Annotated in this window: 18 protein-coding genes and 3 pseudogenes; 4 read left to right on the top strand and 17 right to left on the bottom strand. The window is 60.6% G+C overall.

Annotation, left to right across the window (positions count from 1 at the left end; all coding sequences use genetic code 11):
* Positions 1-119 precede the first annotated feature (119 nt).
* Positions 120-980 (bottom strand): HD domain-containing protein, encoded by an 861-nt coding sequence (locus AC1DK4_RS29185; protein ID WP_441620827.1) that lies wholly within the window; start codon positions 978-980, stop codon positions 120-122.
* Between AC1DK4_RS29185 and AC1DK4_RS29180 the strand changes: the two genes are divergently transcribed.
* On the top strand, positions 940-1,911 hold the full coding sequence (locus AC1DK4_RS29180; RefSeq protein ID WP_441620829.1) for a GlxA family transcriptional regulator: 972 nt from the start codon (positions 940-942) through the stop codon (positions 1,909-1,911). The two genes, AC1DK4_RS29185 and AC1DK4_RS29180, sit on opposite strands and share 41 nt — an antisense overlap.
* Before the next feature lie 204 nt (positions 1,912-2,115).
* On the opposite strand, the gene AC1DK4_RS29175 is transcribed toward AC1DK4_RS29180, so the two are convergent.
* The gene (locus tag AC1DK4_RS29175) at positions 2,116-2,817 is read right to left on the bottom strand and encodes an aldehyde dehydrogenase family protein (RefSeq protein WP_441620831.1); all 702 of its coding nucleotides are present in this window, start codon (positions 2,815-2,817) and stop codon (positions 2,116-2,118) included.
* 160 nt (positions 2,818-2,977) lie between these two features.
* On the opposite strand from AC1DK4_RS29175, the gene ribBA reads away from it, so the two are divergent.
* Complete coding sequence (ribBA, locus tag AC1DK4_RS29170; protein ID WP_441620833.1) at positions 2,978-4,108, top strand: bifunctional 3,4-dihydroxy-2-butanone-4-phosphate synthase/GTP cyclohydrolase II; 1,131 nt, start codon at positions 2,978-2,980, stop codon at positions 4,106-4,108.
* Between the two features lie 64 nt (positions 4,109-4,172).
* Entirely contained in the window at positions 4,173-4,841 is a 669-nt protein-coding gene (gene ribA, locus AC1DK4_RS29165; protein ID WP_441620956.1) for a GTP cyclohydrolase II, read from the top strand.
* Between the two features lie 277 nt (positions 4,842-5,118).
* Here the strand turns inward: ribA and AC1DK4_RS29160 are convergent.
* From AC1DK4_RS29160 to AC1DK4_RS29110, 11 genes and pseudogenes are all read right to left on the bottom strand, one after another.
* Positions 5,119-5,349, bottom strand: a pseudogene (locus AC1DK4_RS29160) (response regulator transcription factor); the annotation flags it as partial.
* A gap of 117 nt (positions 5,350-5,466) precedes the next feature.
* Positions 5,467-5,829: pseudogene (locus AC1DK4_RS29155) on the bottom strand (response regulator transcription factor); the annotation flags it as partial.
* Positions 5,830-6,613: 784 nt separating this feature from the next.
* Positions 6,614-8,152: a 3-hydroxyacyl-CoA dehydrogenase gene (locus AC1DK4_RS29150; protein WP_441620835.1), complete on the bottom strand. Its 1,539-nt coding sequence runs from the start codon at positions 8,150-8,152 to the stop codon at positions 6,614-6,616.
* Positions 8,153-8,405: 253 nt separating this feature from the next.
* Positions 8,406-9,608 (bottom strand): formaldehyde dehydrogenase, glutathione-independent, encoded by a 1,203-nt coding sequence (gene fdhA / locus AC1DK4_RS29145; protein WP_441620837.1) that lies wholly within the window; start codon positions 9,606-9,608, stop codon positions 8,406-8,408.
* Between the two features lie 52 nt (positions 9,609-9,660).
* Positions 9,661-10,464 (bottom strand): hypothetical protein, encoded by an 804-nt coding sequence (locus AC1DK4_RS29140; protein ID WP_441620839.1) that lies wholly within the window; start codon positions 10,462-10,464, stop codon positions 9,661-9,663.
* Between the two features lie 87 nt (positions 10,465-10,551).
* On the bottom strand, positions 10,552-11,553 hold the full coding sequence (locus AC1DK4_RS29135; protein ID WP_441643476.1) for an ABC transporter substrate-binding protein: 1,002 nt from the start codon (positions 11,551-11,553) through the stop codon (positions 10,552-10,554).
* Between the two features lie 98 nt (positions 11,554-11,651).
* Positions 11,652-12,713, bottom strand: a complete 1,062-nt coding sequence (locus AC1DK4_RS29130) for a Rieske 2Fe-2S domain-containing protein (RefSeq protein WP_477131934.1) — start codon at positions 12,711-12,713, stop codon at positions 11,652-11,654.
* A gap of 12 nt (positions 12,714-12,725) precedes the next feature.
* Positions 12,726-13,685 carry a PDR/VanB family oxidoreductase gene (locus AC1DK4_RS29125; RefSeq protein ID WP_477131933.1) on the bottom strand — a complete coding sequence of 320 codons (960 nt, stop codon included), beginning with the start codon at positions 13,683-13,685 and terminating at the stop codon, positions 12,726-12,728.
* A 22-nt stretch (positions 13,686-13,707) separates the two neighbouring features.
* Positions 13,708-14,526 (bottom strand): ABC transporter permease, encoded by an 819-nt coding sequence (locus AC1DK4_RS29120; RefSeq protein ID WP_441620847.1) that lies wholly within the window; start codon positions 14,524-14,526, stop codon positions 13,708-13,710.
* The gene (locus AC1DK4_RS29115) at positions 14,513-15,337 is read right to left on the bottom strand and encodes an ABC transporter ATP-binding protein (protein WP_441620849.1); all 825 of its coding nucleotides are present in this window, start codon (positions 15,335-15,337) and stop codon (positions 14,513-14,515) included. Before AC1DK4_RS29115 ends, AC1DK4_RS29120 begins: the two co-directional genes overlap by 14 nt.
* The gene (locus tag AC1DK4_RS29110; protein ID WP_441620958.1) at positions 15,337-16,104 is read right to left on the bottom strand and encodes an alpha/beta fold hydrolase; all 768 of its coding nucleotides are present in this window, start codon (positions 16,102-16,104) and stop codon (positions 15,337-15,339) included. The genes AC1DK4_RS29115 and AC1DK4_RS29110 overlap by 1 nt, the downstream gene beginning before the upstream one ends.
* Here AC1DK4_RS29110 and AC1DK4_RS29105 point away from each other — a divergent pair.
* Positions 16,095-16,181, top strand: a pseudogene (locus AC1DK4_RS29105) (hypothetical protein); the annotation flags it as partial. The gene AC1DK4_RS29110 and the pseudogene AC1DK4_RS29105 sit on opposite strands and share 10 nt — an antisense overlap.
* Here AC1DK4_RS29105 and AC1DK4_RS29100 read toward each other — a convergent pair.
* The 4 genes from AC1DK4_RS29100 to AC1DK4_RS29085 all read right to left on the bottom strand — a co-directional run bounded on the left by AC1DK4_RS29100 (position 16,176) and on the right by AC1DK4_RS29085 (position 18,944).
* Positions 16,176-16,592: a RidA family protein gene (locus AC1DK4_RS29100; protein ID WP_441620851.1), complete on the bottom strand. Its 417-nt coding sequence runs from the start codon at positions 16,590-16,592 to the stop codon at positions 16,176-16,178. The pseudogene AC1DK4_RS29105 and the gene AC1DK4_RS29100 sit on opposite strands and share 6 nt — an antisense overlap.
* Positions 16,593-16,679: 87 nt before the next feature.
* Positions 16,680-17,792, bottom strand: coding sequence for an LLM class flavin-dependent oxidoreductase (locus tag AC1DK4_RS29095; protein WP_441620853.1), 1,113 nt, complete (start codon positions 17,790-17,792; stop codon positions 16,680-16,682).
* A gap of 96 nt (positions 17,793-17,888) precedes the next feature.
* Complete coding sequence (locus AC1DK4_RS29090) at positions 17,889-18,437, bottom strand: flavin reductase family protein (RefSeq protein WP_441620855.1); 549 nt, start codon at positions 18,435-18,437, stop codon at positions 17,889-17,891.
* Between the two features lie 3 nt (positions 18,438-18,440).
* Positions 18,441-18,944: an NAD(P)H-dependent oxidoreductase gene (locus AC1DK4_RS29085; protein ID WP_477117480.1), complete on the bottom strand. Its 504-nt coding sequence runs from the start codon at positions 18,942-18,944 to the stop codon at positions 18,441-18,443.
* Positions 18,945-19,043 lie beyond the last annotated feature (99 nt).

The following is a 19,043-nucleotide window of genomic DNA, read 5'->3' as shown; positions in this document are numbered from 1 at the left end:
GGATGGCCGCCGCAACTGCTGATAATTGCCGCTTCGTGACCTGCAATCGACAATGAGCTTATCGAATCAGGACGGCGTCTCAGCTGCCGGAGAGCCATCCTCTCCGGCAAGACCGCGGTTCAGCTTTCGAAAGGGGCGTGGTCGAGCAGGTCGCAAACGTTCGGAATCTCGAAACCATGCACGTGACGACGTCCGATATCTGCTAGTCCCGTGCCAATTGCCGTGTGGGGCTTCTTCCGTGCAACTTCAGCTAGCGCCGCCTGAAACGCGGCTTTGAATCCCAGACGCGGATAGAGTTGCAGGACATCGTCGATGAGGGACGGTGTAAGTTCCTCGATCCAGAGCCCCATGACGTCCACATGGGCACCCATGTGGACAAGAGCGACTTCCGGCTCCTTGCGGTCGGCGATGCCGGCGCTGGCGTGAAGCGCGATCGCGTCCCAGACCAGTTGTGCCTTCGATTCCGCGTAGCCGTTCGCCAGCAGGAATCGGCTGGCGGCATCGGCGCCATCGACTTCAAAGCGTTGATCGGCAGCAAATTCTTCCGTAAGTCCCAGGTCGTGCAGCAACGAGGCAAGGTAGACGGCCTCGCGGTCATACTTCAACCCACGCTTCTGACCAAGGAATTCAGACCACCACCACGTCCGGTGTACGTGACCCCACATCGCTTTGGAATGGACGCGCTCGACGAGCGAGGCAGCTTTACGGGTAAGCTCGGAATCGGGATCGCTAACGCCCCCGATGATGACAGGTGTGCCCACATGTCCTCCGCAAATATCAAGTTGATCAGGTTCCCAGTGTAGGTCGCCCGGGGTTGGCAAAAATGACTGTTTTTGGATGATTTGTGCCAGAATGGGCTTTTGGTCGGAAGGCGAGGCCTCGATGAGGGAACGGAAGACATCACGCGGCCCGCGTGCAGGGGCGATGCCGAGGCGAGTTGTGATCTTGGGATTGCCACCCGTCGATGCGCTCGACGTCATCGGCCCGGCGGAAGTATTTGCCTTCGCGAATCGGCTTCACGAGGGCAAAACTGCACCCTATGCACTGGAACTGGTTTGTGCGGGCGCCGACATATACATCGAGAGCGAAACCGGCATTGGACTCAAGGGACACAGGACGCTTGAACAGGAGCGTCGTGCACACAGGCCAATCGACACGTTGATCGTGGCTTCGGGCTTCAGATCATCAGATCAGCTGGACAAGGCCACCATGGAGTGGCTCCGAACGCGCGCGCGGACAGTGCGGCGCATATGCTCGATATGCGTCGGAGCGTTCGCATTGGCTGAAGCAGGACTCCTGGATGGTCGCAGGGCAACGACCCATTGGGGTGTGGCGCAAAGCATGGCCGAACGCTATCCCAAGGTGCAGGTCGATCCGACTCCAATATGGGTGAAAGACGGAAACATCTACACCTCCGCTGGAGTATCGGCGGGTATCGACCTTGCGCTTGCCTTGGTCGGCGAAGACATGGGGGACAATGTGGCCTTGGAGATCGCCAAGAATCTTGTCCTATTCTTGCGACGTCCGGGCGGACAGGCGCAATTCAGCGTCGCCCTTCAGTCCCAGCGCACGGCCGGCTCAAGCCTGGATGAACTGTGCCTCTGGATCAGCGAGCACCTCGAAGCGAGCCTTACGGTAGAAGTCCTGGCAGATAGGCTCGCAACCAGCGTCAGGACGTTGATACGCACCTTCCAGCGAGAACTGAAGACTACGCCAGCAAAGTACGTCGAGGCCGTCCGACTCGAAGCAGTGTGCCGGGCGCTCGAACTAGGTGGGCGGTCGACGGAGGAAATCGCACGGCGCTATGGCTACAACAGCTTTGACGTGCTACGCAAGGCGTTCACGCGTCGGTTCGGGGTGACCCCAAAAAATTACGCAGAACGCTTCGCGAAGGATAGCGCAGCGAGCTAGGTGCTTGCGGGCCCGCGATGGGCACCCGGAAATGTTCCACCGTCTGCCTGGCGCGGATCGCCCGCTACAGTCAGTCCGGCATGGCGCCGCGGCCGTCCCAGCCCCGCCCGTGCGCATTGCGGTAGCGCACCGCGCCCGAAAGTGGACACCGGACCGAACGTGCTGGCCAACGACGGCCCATATCGTCGTGGCCGTACTCTTGCTTCAGTGCTTGTTCGAGGCCCCCAGAGCGGGATCGGCCCGGCCGAGGAAGAACCGCAGTACCAGGCGCTGGATGACCGTTCCGTAGGGTGGATAGAACAGGTCGATGGGGAAGAAGCGCTGCCGCTTGAACACGGTCTTGGCATGGGACAACTCGCGAAAGCCCTCTTCCCCGTGATAGTTGCCCATGCCCGAGTTGCCGATGCCGCCGAAGGGTGCGTCGTGATTCACCACATGCCAGCCCCAGTCGTTGACCGAGACGCCGCCCGAGTGCGTACGGCCGAGTAAATCGTCGCGCTCGGCGCGGTCGCGGCTGAAGCAGTACAGGGCCAGGGGCCGCGCGTGCTCATTGATAAAGCCGATCGCCTCGTCCATCGTGTCGTACGGGCCGACCGGCAGGATGGGGCCGAAGAGTTCTTCGGTCATCACCAGCATGTCGGGGGTGACGTCCGTAACGATCTGCAGCGGCAGCGTTCGCTCTTTGCCAACTGGCATCGGCCCGCATGACTCGATGCGCGCGCCCTTGGCGCGCGCATCATCGAGCAGTCTCTGGATGCGTTTGTACTGACGCTCATCGATGATCGAGGTGTAGTTGGGGTTGCCGGCCGTCTTGTTGTCAAAGAACTTTTCAAACGTTTGGCATTGGCACGCAGGGTCACCGCTCAGCTCGAACAGCACTTCCTCGATATCGCGCAGGCTCAGCATAGGGCGCGGATATCGGCGGGGTGGTGCCGAGGATTTCCGGACATCGTTTGCCCATTATCTGGCTAGATCTGTGCCACTCGAGACGCTTCAATAGAAGCCAAGAGCAACACTCACCGCCGGCCACAAGCCCGCACAGCGGCAATCCCAACCTAGAGTACCCATGAACCCCTCTCTATCTACGATCCCGGAACTCCTGGCCGATCTCGCTGCCGGCAGCTTGGTGATACTGGTCGACGATGCAGACCGAGAGAACGAAGGCGATCTCGTGATCGCCGCCGACCACATCACCCCGGATGCCATCAATTTCATGGCCAAGCATGGTCGCGGGCTAATCTGCCTGACACTGACACGCGAGCACTGCCAGCGCCTGCGCCTGCCACCGATGACCACTCGCAATGGTGCTGCACACGGCACCGCGTTCACGGTCTCCATCGAGGCGGCCCGCGGCGTCACTACCGGGATCTCGGCGTCCGACCGCGCCAGAACCGTGCAGGCAGCGGTTGCACGAGATGCAACACCGGGCGATCTCGTTCAGCCGGGGCACATCTTTCCCTTGCAGGCCCGTGACGGCGGCGTACTCGTGCGGGCGGGGCACACGGAGGCCGGCTGCGACCTTTCGGCGATGGCAGGCCGCTCTTCCGCTGCCGTCATCTGCGAAATCATGAACGACGACGGGACCATGGCCCGCATGCCAGACCTGGAGATCTTCGCTCGCAGGCATGGTCTCAAAATCGGATCCATTGCAGATCTGATCGAGTACCGCAGCCGCAATGAAACACTGATCAAGCGAGTCTCCGAGCAAATACTGCACACTGCACAGGGCGAGTTCAACTGCATCGTCTTCCGTGACCACCTCGGAGGAACACATCTTGCGCTAACGTGCGGCCAGTGGTCGGCTGCCGACGAAGTACTCGTTCGGGTGCATGAACCCATGTCGATGATGGATCTTCTAAGTGTGAATACCAACCGGCACTCCTGGTCCCTGTCGGGAGCACTTGCAAAGCTGCAAGCCTCGGGGAGAGGTGCCGCCCTGCTTTTGAACTGTGGCGAGGATCCGGAAGCCCTGGCGTCGCACATGTCAGCGCCTGACGGTGGCGCGCTTGATCAAAAGCCAATGGACCTGCGCACGCACGGCATTGGAGCGCAAATCCTGCGCGATCTGAACATCGCCAGGATGACGCTCCTGGCAAGCCCACGGCGTCTGCCAAGCATGGCCGGCTATGGGCTGGAGGTGGTGTCGTTTCTGGAAGCTCCGGCCGCGATAGCCAAAGCCAACCTTTGGGCGGCCTAGCCCCACCGCCATACGCCCCAACATCGAGAGAATTTGCATGTCCGCCGCTGAACAAATAGACATCATGACCCCGCTGGAGCACCATCATCTGGAGAGACTGCGCGACGCCCGGAGGCTACGGTTTCCGGCCATATCCGCAAAGCCAACCGGGCTGGTCGAGCGTTGTGGCGAGGCCAGGCTACCGCTCTCTACCGGCACCTTTCTGGCGATTGCATATCGAAGCACCACGACCGGCCTGGAGCATATTGCGCTAGTGATGGGAGATCCCGCACAAACACCGGGATGTCTGGTCCGAGTGCATTCCGAGTGCCTGACCGGCGACGCATTTTCGTCACTCAGATGCGACTGTGGTGAGCAGCTCCAGCTTGCATTCCGTCGTATTGCAGACGAGGGCTGCGGCATCGTTGTCTACGTACGCGGCCATGAGGGCCGGGGCATTGGACTTGCGGAGAAGATCCTCGCGTATCGGCTCCAGGACGCGGGGTTCGATACCGTCGACGCCAATACCCATCTCGGCCACGCCGTCGACGCCCGCACGTACGATGAGGCGGCCCATATTGTCCTCGACATTGGCGCCAGCACAGTGAGATTGCTCAGCAACAATCCCACGAAGCGGGCAGCCCTGGCTGCGCACGGGCTGAATGTCCTGGCACAAGTGCCCTTGCACATTCCCGAGAACGCCGAGAATCGGCGCTACCTGCGGACCAAGCGAGAGAAAATGGGTCATCTGTAGATGCAGCCCTTAATGCCAACATAGACCTGGCGTACGCGTCCGGCGCCGGACACGATCGCTGCAGTTGACCGACCAACTGCGTGATCGACGAATGCCTGCGATAGGGGATCACGCACAATCCCCCTCCAATTCATCAAGTAGTGCGCTGCTGCGACCGCGGGGCGAGACCATTCGCCAGTATGCGATGTGAACCGACAGAATCCACACCGACGACACACCCGTGCCCGCGGGCCACACTGGGGGCGGCGGAGGGTGGGTCGACTGCAACTGGCGATGCTCAAGGCTGGCCAACCGTTGCCATGTGTCGCACATGGTAGCGTTTCATTCGCGAAATCGCTTCGGTCCGGGTTCGCAGTCTCAGCCGCTGCAGGATGCCGGACACGTGCTGCTTGACCGTATTCTCCGTTAAGCCCAGGCGCCGTGCGATGACCTTATTTGGCAATCCTTCAAGTAGCAGAATCAGGACTGAGCCCTGGCGCTGGGTCAGGCCCATGGCTTCCGGGGTAATTTGGGTACGCTGTGCCGATTCGGTCGTTCTATCCTGCACGCCTGCCGGCGCGGCGGTGAGTGACAAGCTGCCACCCGTCTGCTCGGCGCCCACGCGCAGTTCCAGGAGCGAGATTACTTCAGCACGGGAGCGCAGGTCGAGCCGCTGCAAGATGGCAGACACATGTTCCTTCACCGTGTTTACAGCCAGACCGAGACGGCGCGCAATGAGCTTGTTGGATAATCCCTCGAGAAGCAAATTGAGTACCGTTCCCTGGCGTTGGGTAAGACCCAGCCCTGCGGGCGGCGCCGAAGTGATTGTCCCGACCTGCCGAGTGGGGCTGTTGTCGTCCCGTGCGCCGGGATTGGTACGCGAGTGCTTACAGCCTGGGGCCTGTGCTAGCGGTTGGCGTTTTGCAATCAGAATGGCTTGCTTGCGCCTGGTTACACCAAGCCGCCAGATGACCGCAATGTCGTGCTCCTTGGCAGCCCTTTCCGTCATGGAGAAATGCTGCGCTACCACCTTGTCGGGCAACACTTCAAGCAGCAGAACGAGGACGGCGCATTGCTGCTCGGGGAACACGCCTGAATCCGCCACGGCGTCGGCATTCTGTGTGAATCCGCTTGCTGGCGTTTGCGCAACGACAGTTGCGTCATCCGCCATATCCACCYGCACTACGATCGGGAAGGAGCTGGCCTTCTGAGGATCGTTGGCGGTCGCTGCCAGTGACGAATTCGCGCTACTGAATGTGGCCACGAAAGGCAAGCTGTCCATGGCGGCAGGCCTGGAGCCGGTTGAACTCCCAGGATGGACGCGTCCAGGGATCACGCCTCCCCTGGTCTGCAACGCTCGAGGAAGCGCCGCCTCCCTGTTGACAATCGCGAGCTTTCCCCCATGTCCCATCCCGATGGCCGGATGATGGGTGTCTTTGGCCTGCATACCTTCCATCGTTGCCTGCAACTCCTCGAACTGCGTCGTGGTCAGTTCGGCCACGACGCGCAACGTGTCCCTAAATTGCTCTGAAATCATCTTCTTGTTACGTTTTCCCCATGACCCATGGTTCCCGCACTGGTGCCAGTGTTCGCCCCAAAGAGTGGAATGTGGAGCGTGGAGCTTTGCTCGGCCTCATCGCGAAGCGCCGGGATCGTTCTCTATTGCATCGCTGAATTCGTGGGTCGCACGACGGGCGGGGATAATCGAGATATGCATGCCACCGCGAGCCGCATTGCGAACGGTGCCTCCGTGAGTGGCGTTACACAACTCAGCGTTCGCGATTGTCTGGTGTTCAGTATGACAAGGCCGGCTCTTCAGAATGCAGCGAGGCAGACAGTTGTGCCCGCCGACGAAGCCAGGGGGAAGGCCGGTACCGCGGGTCGCCGCTCAGTTGCATCATGTTGTCGAGCAACTTCAGCACCGTACGCGCTCCCAGACGATCACCCCACGTGAGTGGCCCCATCGGATAGCCAAGACCAAGCATAACTGCCCTATCAATATCCGCCGGAGTTGCGATCCCCTGCTGTGCCATATCACAAGCGATATTTATGATTGTCGCCACGATCCGCTGGGCCACAAGCCCCACGCTGTCCCGCACAATGCTCACGCCCGCGCCATCGGAGCCGAGCGCACCGTGAGCCGCACGCCGAAAAGCCGGGTCCGTCACGGGGGAAAGCATCAACGTACGCCGTCGGGAAGTATCAAAGCAGAGATCCAGCCCGACTGTGCGTCTCGCATCCAATAGCTCCCGTGCGCAGCAACTGCTGACGTCCTCACCCAGAGGCGTCACGATACATAGCGCTTGCGCACTGGGACAAACACTGCTTTCCAGCGGTGTCCCCAAGGCGGTGAACAGATCGACCGCTCGCTGAGCCAAAACCGGATCCGCCGGACTAATCCACACGGCGCTGGGCCGATCCTGCGGCAGCGCCTGCGCTTTCATCCGGACCGGACTACCCTCGACGTAGCGGTAGTATCCTTCCCCGCTCTTTCGTCCGAGCAGGCCTGCAGCGCGGCGCTGGGTCGCCAGCACTGATGGGCGGAAACGCGGCTCGTCAAAGTATTGCCGGTAGACCGATTCCATCACCGGCACGGAAATGTCGAGCCCGACCAGATCGAAGAGTTCGAAAGGACCGAGCCTGAACCCCGCCTGATCCCGCATGATCGCATCTATCTCCAATGGGGTGGCAACGTCCTCGCCTATTAGCCGCAGCGCTTCAGTGCCGAATCCACGGCCGGCGTGATTGACCACGAAGCCAGGAGTATCCTTGGCGCGGACCGGAGCGTGGCCCAAGCGCTTCGCCAGTCCCATCATGGCGTCGCCAATCGCACGATCGCCCCGGACGCCATCGATGACCTCGACGACCTTCATCAGCGGAACCGGATTGAAGAAGTGGAAACCCACGACTCGCTCCGGCCGCGCGCAGGCGGCCGCGATAGCAGTTACGGAGAGTGAAGAGGTATTCGTCGCGAGAACGCAGCCGGGTGAGACGATTGCCTCCAGCGCGCGGAACAAGGCCCGCTTCGCCTCCAGGTCTTCGACAATCGCCTCCAGCACGATATGGGCAGGTCTGACGTCATCGAGCACATCGACCGTTACCAGCCTCCCGGCGGCAGCATGGGCATCCTCCTCCGGCAAACGCCCCTTCGATGAAAGGCGGGACAGCGCGCTAGCCACGGCACCCCGCGCCTCCTCGGCTGCCCCGTCCCGTGCGTCATACAGCAGGACAGTGATCCCGCCCAGTGCCGCGATCTGGGCAATGCCCCGGCCCATGGCGCCCGTACCTACTATCGCTAGCACGAGCTCTGGTGAAGCTGGATCAAGTACCATCTCGTATCACTTATATTCCCTGCACTTCGCTCGGCCTAGAGTGCAAATAAAGCTGGTCTTGCGCGCCGTATTCGCAACCGCAAGCATTGAGCGTGCCCATGGCGCCGCCGTCGGCGCAGACAAACTTCGCAACAGTGTGGCCCGTTGCGCCTGAATCTTCCGTCTAGTGGGAATCCGGAGTGCCAACGACCGGGGCAGTTTATGTGAAGCGACGTCGTAAGATGCCCTCCGTTTTGCTGCCACCCCGCCCTCCCTAAGCAGCCTTCGCAATCATCTGATGCGGGTCGATCACAAACTTCTTTGGCGCGCCGGAATCAAAGGCCGCGTAGCCCTTGGGAGCGTCGTCCAGGGAGATCACCTCTACACCCACCACTTCCGCGATCTTGAGCCGGTCCCAAAGAATGGCCTGCATGAGAGAGCGGTTGTACTTCATCACGGGTGTCTGTCCCGTGAAGAAGCTGTGCGACTTCGCCCAGCCGAGGCCAAGGCGGATGCTCAGCGCCCCGCGCTTTGCCGCTGAATCGACCGCACCGGGATCATCCGTAACATACAGGCCAGGAATGCCAATCTTGCCGGCCGCGCGGGTTACCTCCATCAGCGAGTTGAGGACCGTAGCGGGCGCCTCTTGTTGCGCGCCTGCATGCCCATGCCCTCTCGCCTCAAAACCGACCGCATCAACGGCGCAATCGACCTCCGGCTCACCAAGGATCTGCTCGATCTGATCGGACAGCGTGGCATCCAGCGAAAGGTCCACAGTATGGAATCCGACCTGGCGCGCATGCACCAACCGTGCCGGCTTCACATCGCCCACAATCACCACGGCTGCGCCCAGCAGTCTTGCCGATGCCGCTGCCGCTAGCCCGACCGGACCAGCACCCGCGACGTAGACTGTACTGCCTGGCCCCACGCCGGCACTGACGGCGCCGTGATAGCCCGTCGGCAAGATGTCGGAAAGGCAGGTCAGATCGAGAATCTTGCTAAGCGCCTGCTCCCGGTCAGGGAACTTCAATAGATTGAAGTCCGCATACGGCACCATCACATACTCTGCCTGCCCGCCGACCCAGCCGCCCATGTCGACATAGCCGTACGCGCCACCGGCACGCGCCGGATTCACCGTGAGACAGACACCGGTATGCTGCTCCTTGCAAGTCCGGCAACGCCCGCACGCGACGTTGAATGGCACCGAGACGATGTCTCCACGCGCCAGTGTCTCAACGTCGCGACCCACCTCCACGACCTCCCCGGTGATTTCGTGCCCGAGAATGAGACCCTCCGGCGCGGTGGTCCTGCCGCGCACCATATGCTGGTCGGATCCGCAGATATTGGTCGAGACGACCTTCAAGATCACGCCGTGATCAATTCGGCGGCCACGGGGATCTTCAAGTTTCGGAAAGGAAATGTTCTGGACTTCGACAACGCCTTGGCTGATATAGGCCACGCCACGATTGGTACTCATTGATGCCTCCATATTTATGCGACCCACCTCGGTGGGTCAGTGACTTGGCCGGTTACCAGTTCCAGCGGAATACGATATTCGGCGTCGTGCGAGACTTGTTGCCGGCGCTGTTGAGAACGTTGTTGCCAGTGACGGAGTGGTGCTCCAGGCGAAGGCCCAACGCGAACGCATCCTTGGGCCCAAAGTTCACGAACACTTCCGGTTCAAGATAGATGTCCACCCCGCCGCCGATGATCGGGCTGAAGTAGACCGGTCCGCTGAATGTCGCGTTCAGACCTGCCACGCGAAATGGAATCAGGAAGAACAGGCGGAGCAGCGGCCGGGTTCCCTGCACATCGGTGGGGCCTACCGTGTACCACTTCTTCCTCGCAAGGATCGAAGTCTCGAGCATCGATCCCTTTGTGAACGGTAAATCCCAATACACGCTGAGGCCTGCGGAAACCGCCCGGTAGTGCGAGTAGCTGCCGTCTTCCACACGCACCATGGCCAGCACATCCTGGATCGGGCCATAGGACAGATTGGCGCCGGTGCTCTTGGACAAGCTCAGATGCGAATTCCAGAGAAAGTAGTTCTGACGGTTCGAAGTATCCTGCCCAAGGTCACGGCCCCTGTAGGCATCGAACAGGACATAGTTATCACCCAGGGCATAGGTTCCAAAATGCTCGAATCGCAGGGTCTCGCGGCTTCCATTGGTGCCCGTTCCCATGACATAGTCATTGGGATCGCTCGGCGCATAGGCGAACTGGATATTGGTCTGCGAGTAATTCTCTGCGCGCGGACTCGCGCAGAATGATGCGAGTGCCAGGACCGTCGTCCATTTAAGCGCCCCATGGGGTGCTTTCTTCAGTTTCCACATGGCGTCAGATTTTCTAGTTAGCTGAGCTCAACCGTGTTCGCCTCCCAAGGCGAATTCCGGAACTTGGGGGATTTCGCCTGCCCGCGCCTACCTGCCGCCCGGCAGATATCGGGTATCGATGACTACCATTGGATCAAGGACGTTGGACGACAAGCCTTGCGACTTCGCCACCCAGTCCCACGTTGCGTTCACGCGCTCGGGACTGAAATTGCCGCGGCCATCCTTCTTGCTTATCTCGTTGTCGATCAACGACACCGATGCGCCAAACTCCTCGCCCGCCACCTTTGCGTCCAACCCGGGAACGATCTTCGCCATCGCCGTGCCGACCGCCGTGGGATTCGCGACGGCCGCGACGCTGGCCTTGTTGAAGGCGTCGAGAAAGCGCTTCGCAAGCTCCGGCTTTTCCTTCAGGAAGTGCTCGTTTGCGACAATGACGTAGCCATACCCGTCGTATCCATAGTCGGACCACTTAAGCACGCGCAGGGACTTCCCCGCCGCCTTCATGACCGACGCCGCTGTCGGAGCGCTGGTCACCCAGTCCAGGGCGCCATCCACTTGACCGCTGGCGATAAGCGGTGCGAGTGCCCCCGCATCGACCTTCATCAGCTTCACACTGGCCGGATCCACACCGTTCTTCTGCAGGAACAGCGGCCAAACCACGTTGACGCTTGAATAGACGGAGGTTGCCAACTTCTTGCCGGCAAGATCCTTCAGACTCTTGACCGGCAAGCTTTCGATCAGGTGAATGGAATCCGGCTTCTTGTTGTAGATGCTGTAGATCACCTTGATCGGCAATTTCTGCTGCGCAATTGCGGCATAAACCGCATCGATGCCCACCGCCGTCATATCCGCCGAACCGGACGCCACCCTGGTGATGGCATCGCTTGACCCGTTGCCACTACGGATCTCGACATCCAACTGCGCTTTGCTGAAGTAACCATCGGCCTTGCCCAGATACTCGATGCCGTTAGCGCCACTGGGTATCCAACCGAGCTGATAAATGATCTTGTCGGCGGCCCGGGCTGTGCCCATGACGCCCGCCAACAGCCCAACAGCAACTACCATTGCGTTCAACCGATGCTTTCTCATGGGAACCTCCTGACAAGAATTTCACGACGCAGCTACCCCTCCAGGTCTGCCGCTCACGCGGCCCCGGAAGAAGGTGTGTAAAGGATTGGAAGACGACTTCAGTCTGGCTGCGCAGCCCCCAGGCCCAGCGCTACCATGGCCCTGCGATACTCGACCGACATGCGATCCGCAGGTATGTGGATCTCATTTCTCAGGTCGAGAGGCAATGCTTGCGGACACTGGGCCACCACCTGCGAAAGGTCTTCAACATTGATCCGCTCGGTGAACTCGATCAGCGCTTGAGGATCAAATTTCCGGCTCTCATCGACCACAATCTGGAATATCTTGGTGGTCCATGCCGTCATGGGTGAACCCACGTCGAATACACGATAGACGGAGCCGGAATCCGGATGGTGGACCCGTACCGTGCATGAGAACGGCAGCGTGGTCTCATAGCGATAGACGGCACGATTGAACCTCGGCTCATCTGCGGCAGACCCTTGCCCCTCCTCGACATAACGAGTCCGCTCAATCACGTTGGTCTCGAACGCCAGGTTGAGGCCGGACACGGAGACTTCGTAGGGAGGGATCACAACCTCGGGGCCGCCAAACGTCGAGGTGTGCACCCACGGCACATGACAAAGATCGCTGAAGTTCTCGATATGGCGGGCAGCGGACGTATCCCATACACTGGGCGGCACAATTRCCACCGTCCCGGAACCATTCTCCACCTGGGGCCACTCGGGAAGGTCCGCACGAGGCTCGTTGCTCAAGCACACCCAGACAAAGCCATAGCGCTCCTTGCAGAGATAGCTCTGGAGGCATAGCTTCTTCGGTATCGGCAAGTTCGGCGCCAGCGCGGGAATCCGCACGCATGTCCCGGCGGCGTCGTACTCAAATCCATGAAATCCGCACACCAGATTGCCATCCTTGACCGACCCGAGGCTCAGTTTTGCGCTCCGATGCGGGCATGAATCCCGCGCGGCCTTGACGCCGTCGCATGATCGGTAGAGCACCACCGGGATGTCGAGCAGTTCCACCCCAACCGGGCCGTCGGAAACTTCCGTTGACAGGGCCACCGGATGCCAGAATGACGCAAGGATCGCCCAGTCCGACTCCGTGAAGCCGCTATCGGCCGGTCGCGGGCTGTTGGGTGTTGTGTTCTTGATGGGGAGGAACATTCTTTCTTCTCCTTAGAGGTCGATTGTCAGAGTGGAATCCGGTTTTCCGCGGGATACGCACACCAGCATGCAATCACCGCGCGCCCGCTCGCCTGGCGACAAGTAGTGGTCTCGGTGATCGATGTCGCCACACAGCACTTTCGTCAGGCAAGTGCCACAAATGCCCTGCTCGCAGTTCAACTCCGGCTGAATGCCGTGTTGCTGAAGGACCTCCACGACACTGGTTCCCTCCGGCACCATCGCTTTGATGCCGGAGCGGACCAGGACGAGCTCGAAGGCGCCACCGCTTTGCGTGAGCGTCGGCGATGCCGCGAAGTATTCGGTGTGTAGGTGAATGTCCGCCCGCTCACGTACGGCGGCGGCCACAGCATCCATGAATCCTCCAGGGCCGCAAAGATAGACATGCGTTCCCGGCACAAGATCTGCCATGGCACGTCGCGCATCAAAGCGCTGGGCCACAGAGCCGTCGTCATGATGAAATACGACCATGGATGCGAATGGCGCCTCTTGCAGTTCGCGACGGAACGGCGTCCGCGCCACCGATCGTGTTGCGAAATGCAGGACGAAGGGGCGACCACTCGCATGCATCCGTTTAGCCATTGCCAGCAACGGCGTCACGCCGATGCCCCCACCGATCAGCACCGCCGGCGCAGAACCCGCGTCCAGGGCAAATGCGTTGCGTGGGCACCCAACCTTGACCTGCGTCCCGGTACGAACGATCTCATGCATGCGCCTTGAGCCGCCGCGCCCTMCCTGCTCGCGCAATACAGCTATCACATATCGGTCACGTTCCCGTTCATCGTTCAGAAGGGAGTACTGCCTGACCGGCCCCCCGGGAACGTGCACGTCGATATGCGCACCTGCCGTGAATGGCGGAAGCACACCGCCATCGGCCCGCACGAACTCAAACGAACGGATCCCATCCGCTTCGTCCGCCATCCGCTTGACTACGAGATCCATGACTTCGCCCATGTCACACCTTCCTTCTTCGCGCTCATTCACCGCCCGACTTGGGCAGGCTGCGCGGGTAACAGATCCGTTGCACCAGCGTCACCAGGTGGAACAGTCCCAGACTCATCAGTACCAGCACGCCTAGTGCTGAAAACGCTTGGGAAATCTTGAAATAGGAGGTCGCGAACCGAATGAAGTAACCCACCCCTTTTTCCGAAGCGACAAACTCAGCGATCACGGCGCCAATGACCGCAAGCGTGATGGCCACCCGGACGGCCGAGAAGACATGAGGCAAAGCGAACGGAAGCCGGATCTGCAGATACTCGTTGCGCAGCGAAGCCTTTAGAGCCCGGCTGAGCTCGATCAACTCGGGCGGCGTCTGTGCTAGTCCGGTGGCAATACCGACAACCAGTGGAAAGAACGTAATCAAGGCGGTGATCACAACCCTCGCCAGATCGGTGGCGCCGAGCGTGACAATGAGGATTGGGGCGACCGCGACAATGGGCGTGGACTGCACCACAATCAAGAGCGGATACACGCTAGTGCGAAACACCCGGAATCGATGAAGCGACGCAGCAAGCGGAAGGCTGACCGCAAAGGCCAGCAGAAACCCCAGCACGATCACGCGCAGGGTCGCCTGGATGTGGTCCCACCACTGCCAGGGGCCGACGGCAACACCAGCCCGGACAATGGCGCCAGGCGACGGCAGCAAATATTCAGGCAGCCCCAGCCAGCGACTGGCAGCCTCCCACACACAAAGTATGACCAAGAAGGTGATGAATGGCAGCGTCGCCCGCGGGGCCATCCACGGCGTCTTCTCTCGCGCCGACAGCGGGCGCTTACCGGCTTCAATTGTGTTCATGGCTGCTCAGGAGTTCTTCGCGAAGGTTGTCGGAGAGATCATGGAAGAGCGGCTCGCGCATTGTTGCCAGCGTGCGAGGACGGGAGAGTTCCACCGGCACAATCTCGCGGATACGGCCTGGCCTCGGCGCCAGCACAAGGATCCGGTCAGCCATCAGCACCGCCTCGGTAATGGAGTGCGTAATAAAGACCGCCGTGCTCTGCCGTGCGCTCCAGAGCCGCATCAACTCGAAGCTCAGTTCGTCCCGGGTGAGCGCGTCGAGCGCCGAGAATGGCTCGTCAAGCAGCAAGATCTCCGGATCCGCCAGGAGCGCACGCGCGATGCTCACGCGCTGCTGCATGCCGCCTGATAGCTCATCCGGGTACTTCTTCCGGAAGTCCTTCAGGCCAACCAGTTCGAGCAGCTCTTCGGCTCTGGCGATGTCGCCCGGCGTCAGGCGACGGCCCTGATGGGTTATCGGGAACGTGAGGTTTGACATCACGTTCATCCAGGGCAATAGCGTGGGCTTCTGGAATACAAAGCCGATGTCGTCACGCGGACCAGCGACCTCGTCGCCAAAGATATGAACGGAGCCGGTATCCGGCTTGATCAAGCCGGAGATGAGGCGCAGCAGCGTGGACTTTCCACAGCCGCTAGGGCCAACTACGACGACAAACTCGTTACGGCGAATGCTGAAGTTGATGTTCTTCAGCGCTTGTACGACCGTGCCGTCAGACGCCTTGAAACGATGCCCCACCTCACGGAAGTCGATCGCCACGCCGCGCGCCCCTGTTACCGTGCTGCTAATGGATTCCAGGTGTTTCTGGAGCATTACTCCACCTCCCTATGTAGAATCGAAGCACCGGCATCGGCGTTCGTCATTAGGAACGCGGACAATGCCGAGTCGAACTCCGCTGGCGCTTCAATATTGCAAAGGTGACCCGCCCCCTTGATGACAACCAGCCGGCTCCGTGGGATGCTGGCGGCAAGCAGGTGACTCTCCGCTTCCGGCAACACGCGATCCTCGTCGCCGACAATGACCAGCGTGGGAACCGTAATCCGCCCCAGTGCTTCGCGGAAATCAGTGGTGACGAGAGCTTGCAGCGCTTGCTTGTAAGAGTCCGGCCGCAGCGCTTCCAGGGAGCGGCGCAACCTGAGGCGGATCGCTTCGTCGGCGCGTCCTCCCGCCAGGATGTCAACGAGTCCCTTGGCAATCTCCGCGATCGAGACACCTTCTTCGAGTGGTCTGAGACGCTTCGCAAGGAATTCCTCCCTTGCCTCGGAGGTCAGCAGGTTCGCGCCCGCGCTCGTCGCCGCAAGTGTCAGCGTGGCCACCCGCTCCGGGTATCGCAGATAGAAATCCTGGGCAATGTAGCCGCCCATCGACAACCCGACGATATGCGCGCGCTCTGCCCCAAGTTCGCTCAGCAAGAAATCCAGATCGTCGGCAAAGTCGCTGAACACCAATTGCCGGGCAGAATCATCGCTATCACCATATCCGCGCGCGTCCCAGGCGACGCACGTGTGATTAGCGCTCAGGCCCGCGAGCTGTCCGTCCCAGTTGCTGCGGTTGCCACCGACGCCATGCAGGAAGACCACCAGCGGTCCTGCTCCCGCCCGCGCGTAAGCGATGCGCACGTTGCCGCGCTCGGAGAATGCGGGACTCGTCGTCATGACCTTTGCTCCGGCAAGACAGCGACCACTTCAATCTCCACAAGGCAAGCGGGCAACAGGAGTGCCTTGACTTGCACGCCCGTACTGGCTGGCTTGTGGTCTCCGAAAAACTCCTTTCGTACCACCCAGTACTCCTGGGCCACCGACTCAGTCAGCGCGCAGGTAAAGTACGTGGTCATCTTGACAATGTCTCGCATCGAGCCACCAACACGCGCGAGGATCGCCTGGATGTTCTCGAAGCACTGGCGCGACTGGGCGACCAGATCACCCACGCCAGCCAGACTTCCGTCCGGGCGCAGGGCAATCTGGCCAGAGAGGTATACGGTGCTGCCGGCGCGAATCGCAGGCGCGGGCGGCATGTCGTGCTCCCAGTCCCATTCGGGAAAGACAGGGCTTATGTGGGTGCGGGTCAAGACTGCTCCTCGGATATAGGCTGAACAAGCGTGCGTTGCCCCGTGTTCGACGCATGGCGCACGCTCGCATTTGACAGGGTCCGTCGCTTACGCCGCGCGCATCGTTGCGCCGACATTCGTCGAGACCCCCAAATCCTCAAGCAAGGGCAGTACTCTCTCGCCGATGAAGCTGAGGTCCTTGATGAAGTCAGGGACGATGAGCGTGATGCCGTCAAGCTCGGATTCAATAATGGTCTTGGCCAGGCGACGCGCGAGCGTCTCGGCCGATCCGGTCATTGCGCCACCAAGCACCGAGCTCACTCGTGCACCTTGGTCAATGAAGTACTGGGCAGCAAAATTCTGCTTGGCGCTGACGTCGGACGAGTACTCCGCCGTCTGGGTGGCGAGCGCGATACGGTCCACGCCTGCATCGAAATGGTCCAGGCGGGCCTGCGCATCGGCGTCCGTTTCACCGGGAATCAGTGTGAACAGACCGTACGTCTTGAACTCTGGCTTGCCGGCCTGAGCCGCGAGCTCCTTGGCTCGCCTGCCGCGGGCGATTGATGTCGCGTCATCGCTGGCCGTGAAGAAGCTGCCGTGGCAGTTGTCGATCGTGAACTGAAAACCACGGTCCGAAGCTCCGGCGCAGATGATGGTGGGCATCTTCGACGGCTTGGGATTCGACATGCAATCATTCAGCTCGTAGAACTGACCCTTATGGGTGACGCGATCCTCGGTCCAAAGGCGCTTGACGACGTTGATCCACTCATCCGCGAGCCCGTATCGCTGCGCGTGATCCAGCGGCTTCCACAAGCCAAGTTGGCCGAGGTCATGGGGGTTCGAACCGGAAACAAGATTCAGCCCGACCCGGCCATTGGAAATCTGGTCTATCGTGGCCACCATCTTTGCGACGAGAGCCGGAGGGAAGATCATCATGTGCACAGTTCCCCAGATCTTGATCGAGCTGGTAGCCTGCGCAAGGCCCGCCATCGTTGTCAGGGATTCGAGAGTGATATCCCAGTGCCTGGAGGGGCCGCCGTAGCCGCGCCACTTTGCCATGCTCAGGGCAAAATCGAAGCCCATCTTCTCGGCCAGGCGAGTGACCTGAAGATTGTGCTCATAGGTTCCGGGCGTTGCTGGGGCATTTACCGACGCAACCCAGCCATTGTTGCCAACCGGGATGAATACGCCGACTTCTGTTGCTCGCTTAGTTGTGGGCATCGCAGACCTCTCTAGATCATCAGAATGCTGGTTACAGCATGGGTTTAAAACAAGCAGGCTCAAGGCCTCGTTCTCAATGGATGGATTCGTTCGAAGCTATTCGGACGGTGACAGCAGCTTGCGAAAGGCGCTGCCGTGGAAGACCAGAGGTTCCACATGCGGGCGCATCGTCAACGCGATGATCTTGAGCAAGACAATGCCGTGATCGCCAGCAGGCATGACCGTCTCGACCGCGCACTCCATCCACACCGTCGCGCCATCGATCARCACCGCGTCGCCTGGGGTGGTGCCGAGACCGAGGCCATCAAACTTGTCTTCCGACCGCGAAGCCAGGCGGCGCACCGCGGCATCATGGCTGTGCCCCAGAAAGCTGATGCCCAGCCTTGGGGCCGTTGCCAGCTTTTCCCAAGTCTTCGAGGTCCACTGGATGCAGAATGAAACCAGCGGCGGATCAATCGACACCGGAACAAAACTGCTAGCCGCCATGCCTGCCGGGCGCCCGTCAATCATTGCGCACACACCCACTACACCCGTCGGGAAGCACCCATAGGCCTTGCGCAGGAACTCGCCGGACTCACCGCCTTTTTCCGCGAGCACCGAGAATGGCGGATCTGCCGCCAGCCACTTGATTGCGTTCTCTGACATGACTTACCCCCTTTGCGAGGACAGCAACGTGCGCACGATGGAGCCCCAACGATCTGCAAATGCATTGATTGCGGTGCCGTCCTCGAATGATTTTTCCAGCAGGTACAAGCCGGATGTGGGACAGGTAGCGCCGAGTTCGACAAGTACCGGTTTCAGGAGCAGGTCCGGCGCCATGGCATGGGCAGGCCCCGCTCCGAGCATGAGTGGCACGGCGACAACGCCTTGCATTCCGGTGCCGCCGGCGAACTGATCGAGGAACAGCTTGAGCAAGCCGGTGTAGGTGGCTTTGAAGGTCGGACTCGCGACAACGATGAGCCGGGAGCCGGAGACCGCTGACACGGCGCTATCTACCGCCGGCTCACCCCAACCAAGCAGCGACGCGCCGAGATCAACGACATCGATCACGGTATCCGGCGCCCGTCCAGTCAGGGCTTCGACCAGCATGGCCGCTGCGTGTGCAGTACGTGACTTTGGCTTTGGATTGCCAACGATGATTGTGGTAGTCATTTCCAACATGCCCTCGTGGGTTACGCTGCCTTCCGTATGGAGCACTCGTGCGCTCAGGTAGCTTCTGTGTGTAGCGATTTGACCATTCCGCCTCTGCCG

Source organism: Cupriavidus sp. 05N38, assembly GCF_056397345.1.
Note: the sequence above shows the minus strand (reverse complement) of the source record. Positions and strands in the feature narration are given on the sequence as shown.

Coding starts and splice junctions, on each gene's coding strand:
- AC1DK4_RS29185 (WP_441620827.1), bottom strand. CDS start 980: ATGACGTCGAGCGCATCGACGGGTGGCAATCCCAAGATCACAACTCGC.
- AC1DK4_RS29175 (WP_441620831.1), bottom strand. CDS start 2,817: ATGCTGAGCCTGCGCGATATCGAGGAAGTGCTGTTCGAGCTGAGCGGT.
- ribBA (WP_441620833.1), top strand. CDS start 2,978: ATGAACCCCTCTCTATCTACGATCCCGGAACTCCTGGCCGATCTCGCT.
- ribA (WP_441620956.1), top strand. CDS start 4,173: ATGACCCCGCTGGAGCACCATCATCTGGAGAGACTGCGCGACGCCCGG.
- AC1DK4_RS29150 (WP_441620835.1), bottom strand. CDS start 8,152: ATGGTACTTGATCCAGCTTCACCAGAGCTCGTGCTAGCGATAGTAGGT.
- fdhA (WP_441620837.1), bottom strand. CDS start 9,608: ATGAGTACCAATCGTGGCGTGGCCTATATCAGCCAAGGCGTTGTCGAA.
- AC1DK4_RS29140 (WP_441620839.1), bottom strand. CDS start 10,464: ATGTGGAAACTGAAGAAAGCACCCCATGGGGCGCTTAAATGGACGACG.
- AC1DK4_RS29135 (WP_441643476.1), bottom strand. CDS start 11,553: ATGAGAAAGCATCGGTTGAACGCAATGGTAGTTGCTGTTGGGCTGTTG.
- AC1DK4_RS29120 (WP_441620847.1), bottom strand. CDS start 14,526: ATGAACACAATTGAAGCCGGTAAGCGCCCGCTGTCGGCGCGAGAGAAG.
- AC1DK4_RS29115 (WP_441620849.1), bottom strand. CDS start 15,337: ATGCTCCAGAAACACCTGGAATCCATTAGCAGCACGGTAACAGGGGCG.
- AC1DK4_RS29095 (WP_441620853.1), bottom strand. CDS start 17,792: ATGCCCACAACTAAGCGAGCAACAGAAGTCGGCGTATTCATCCCGGTT.
- AC1DK4_RS29085 (WP_477117480.1), bottom strand. CDS start 18,944: ATGACTACCACAATCATCGTTGGCAATCCAAAGCCAAAGTCACGTACT.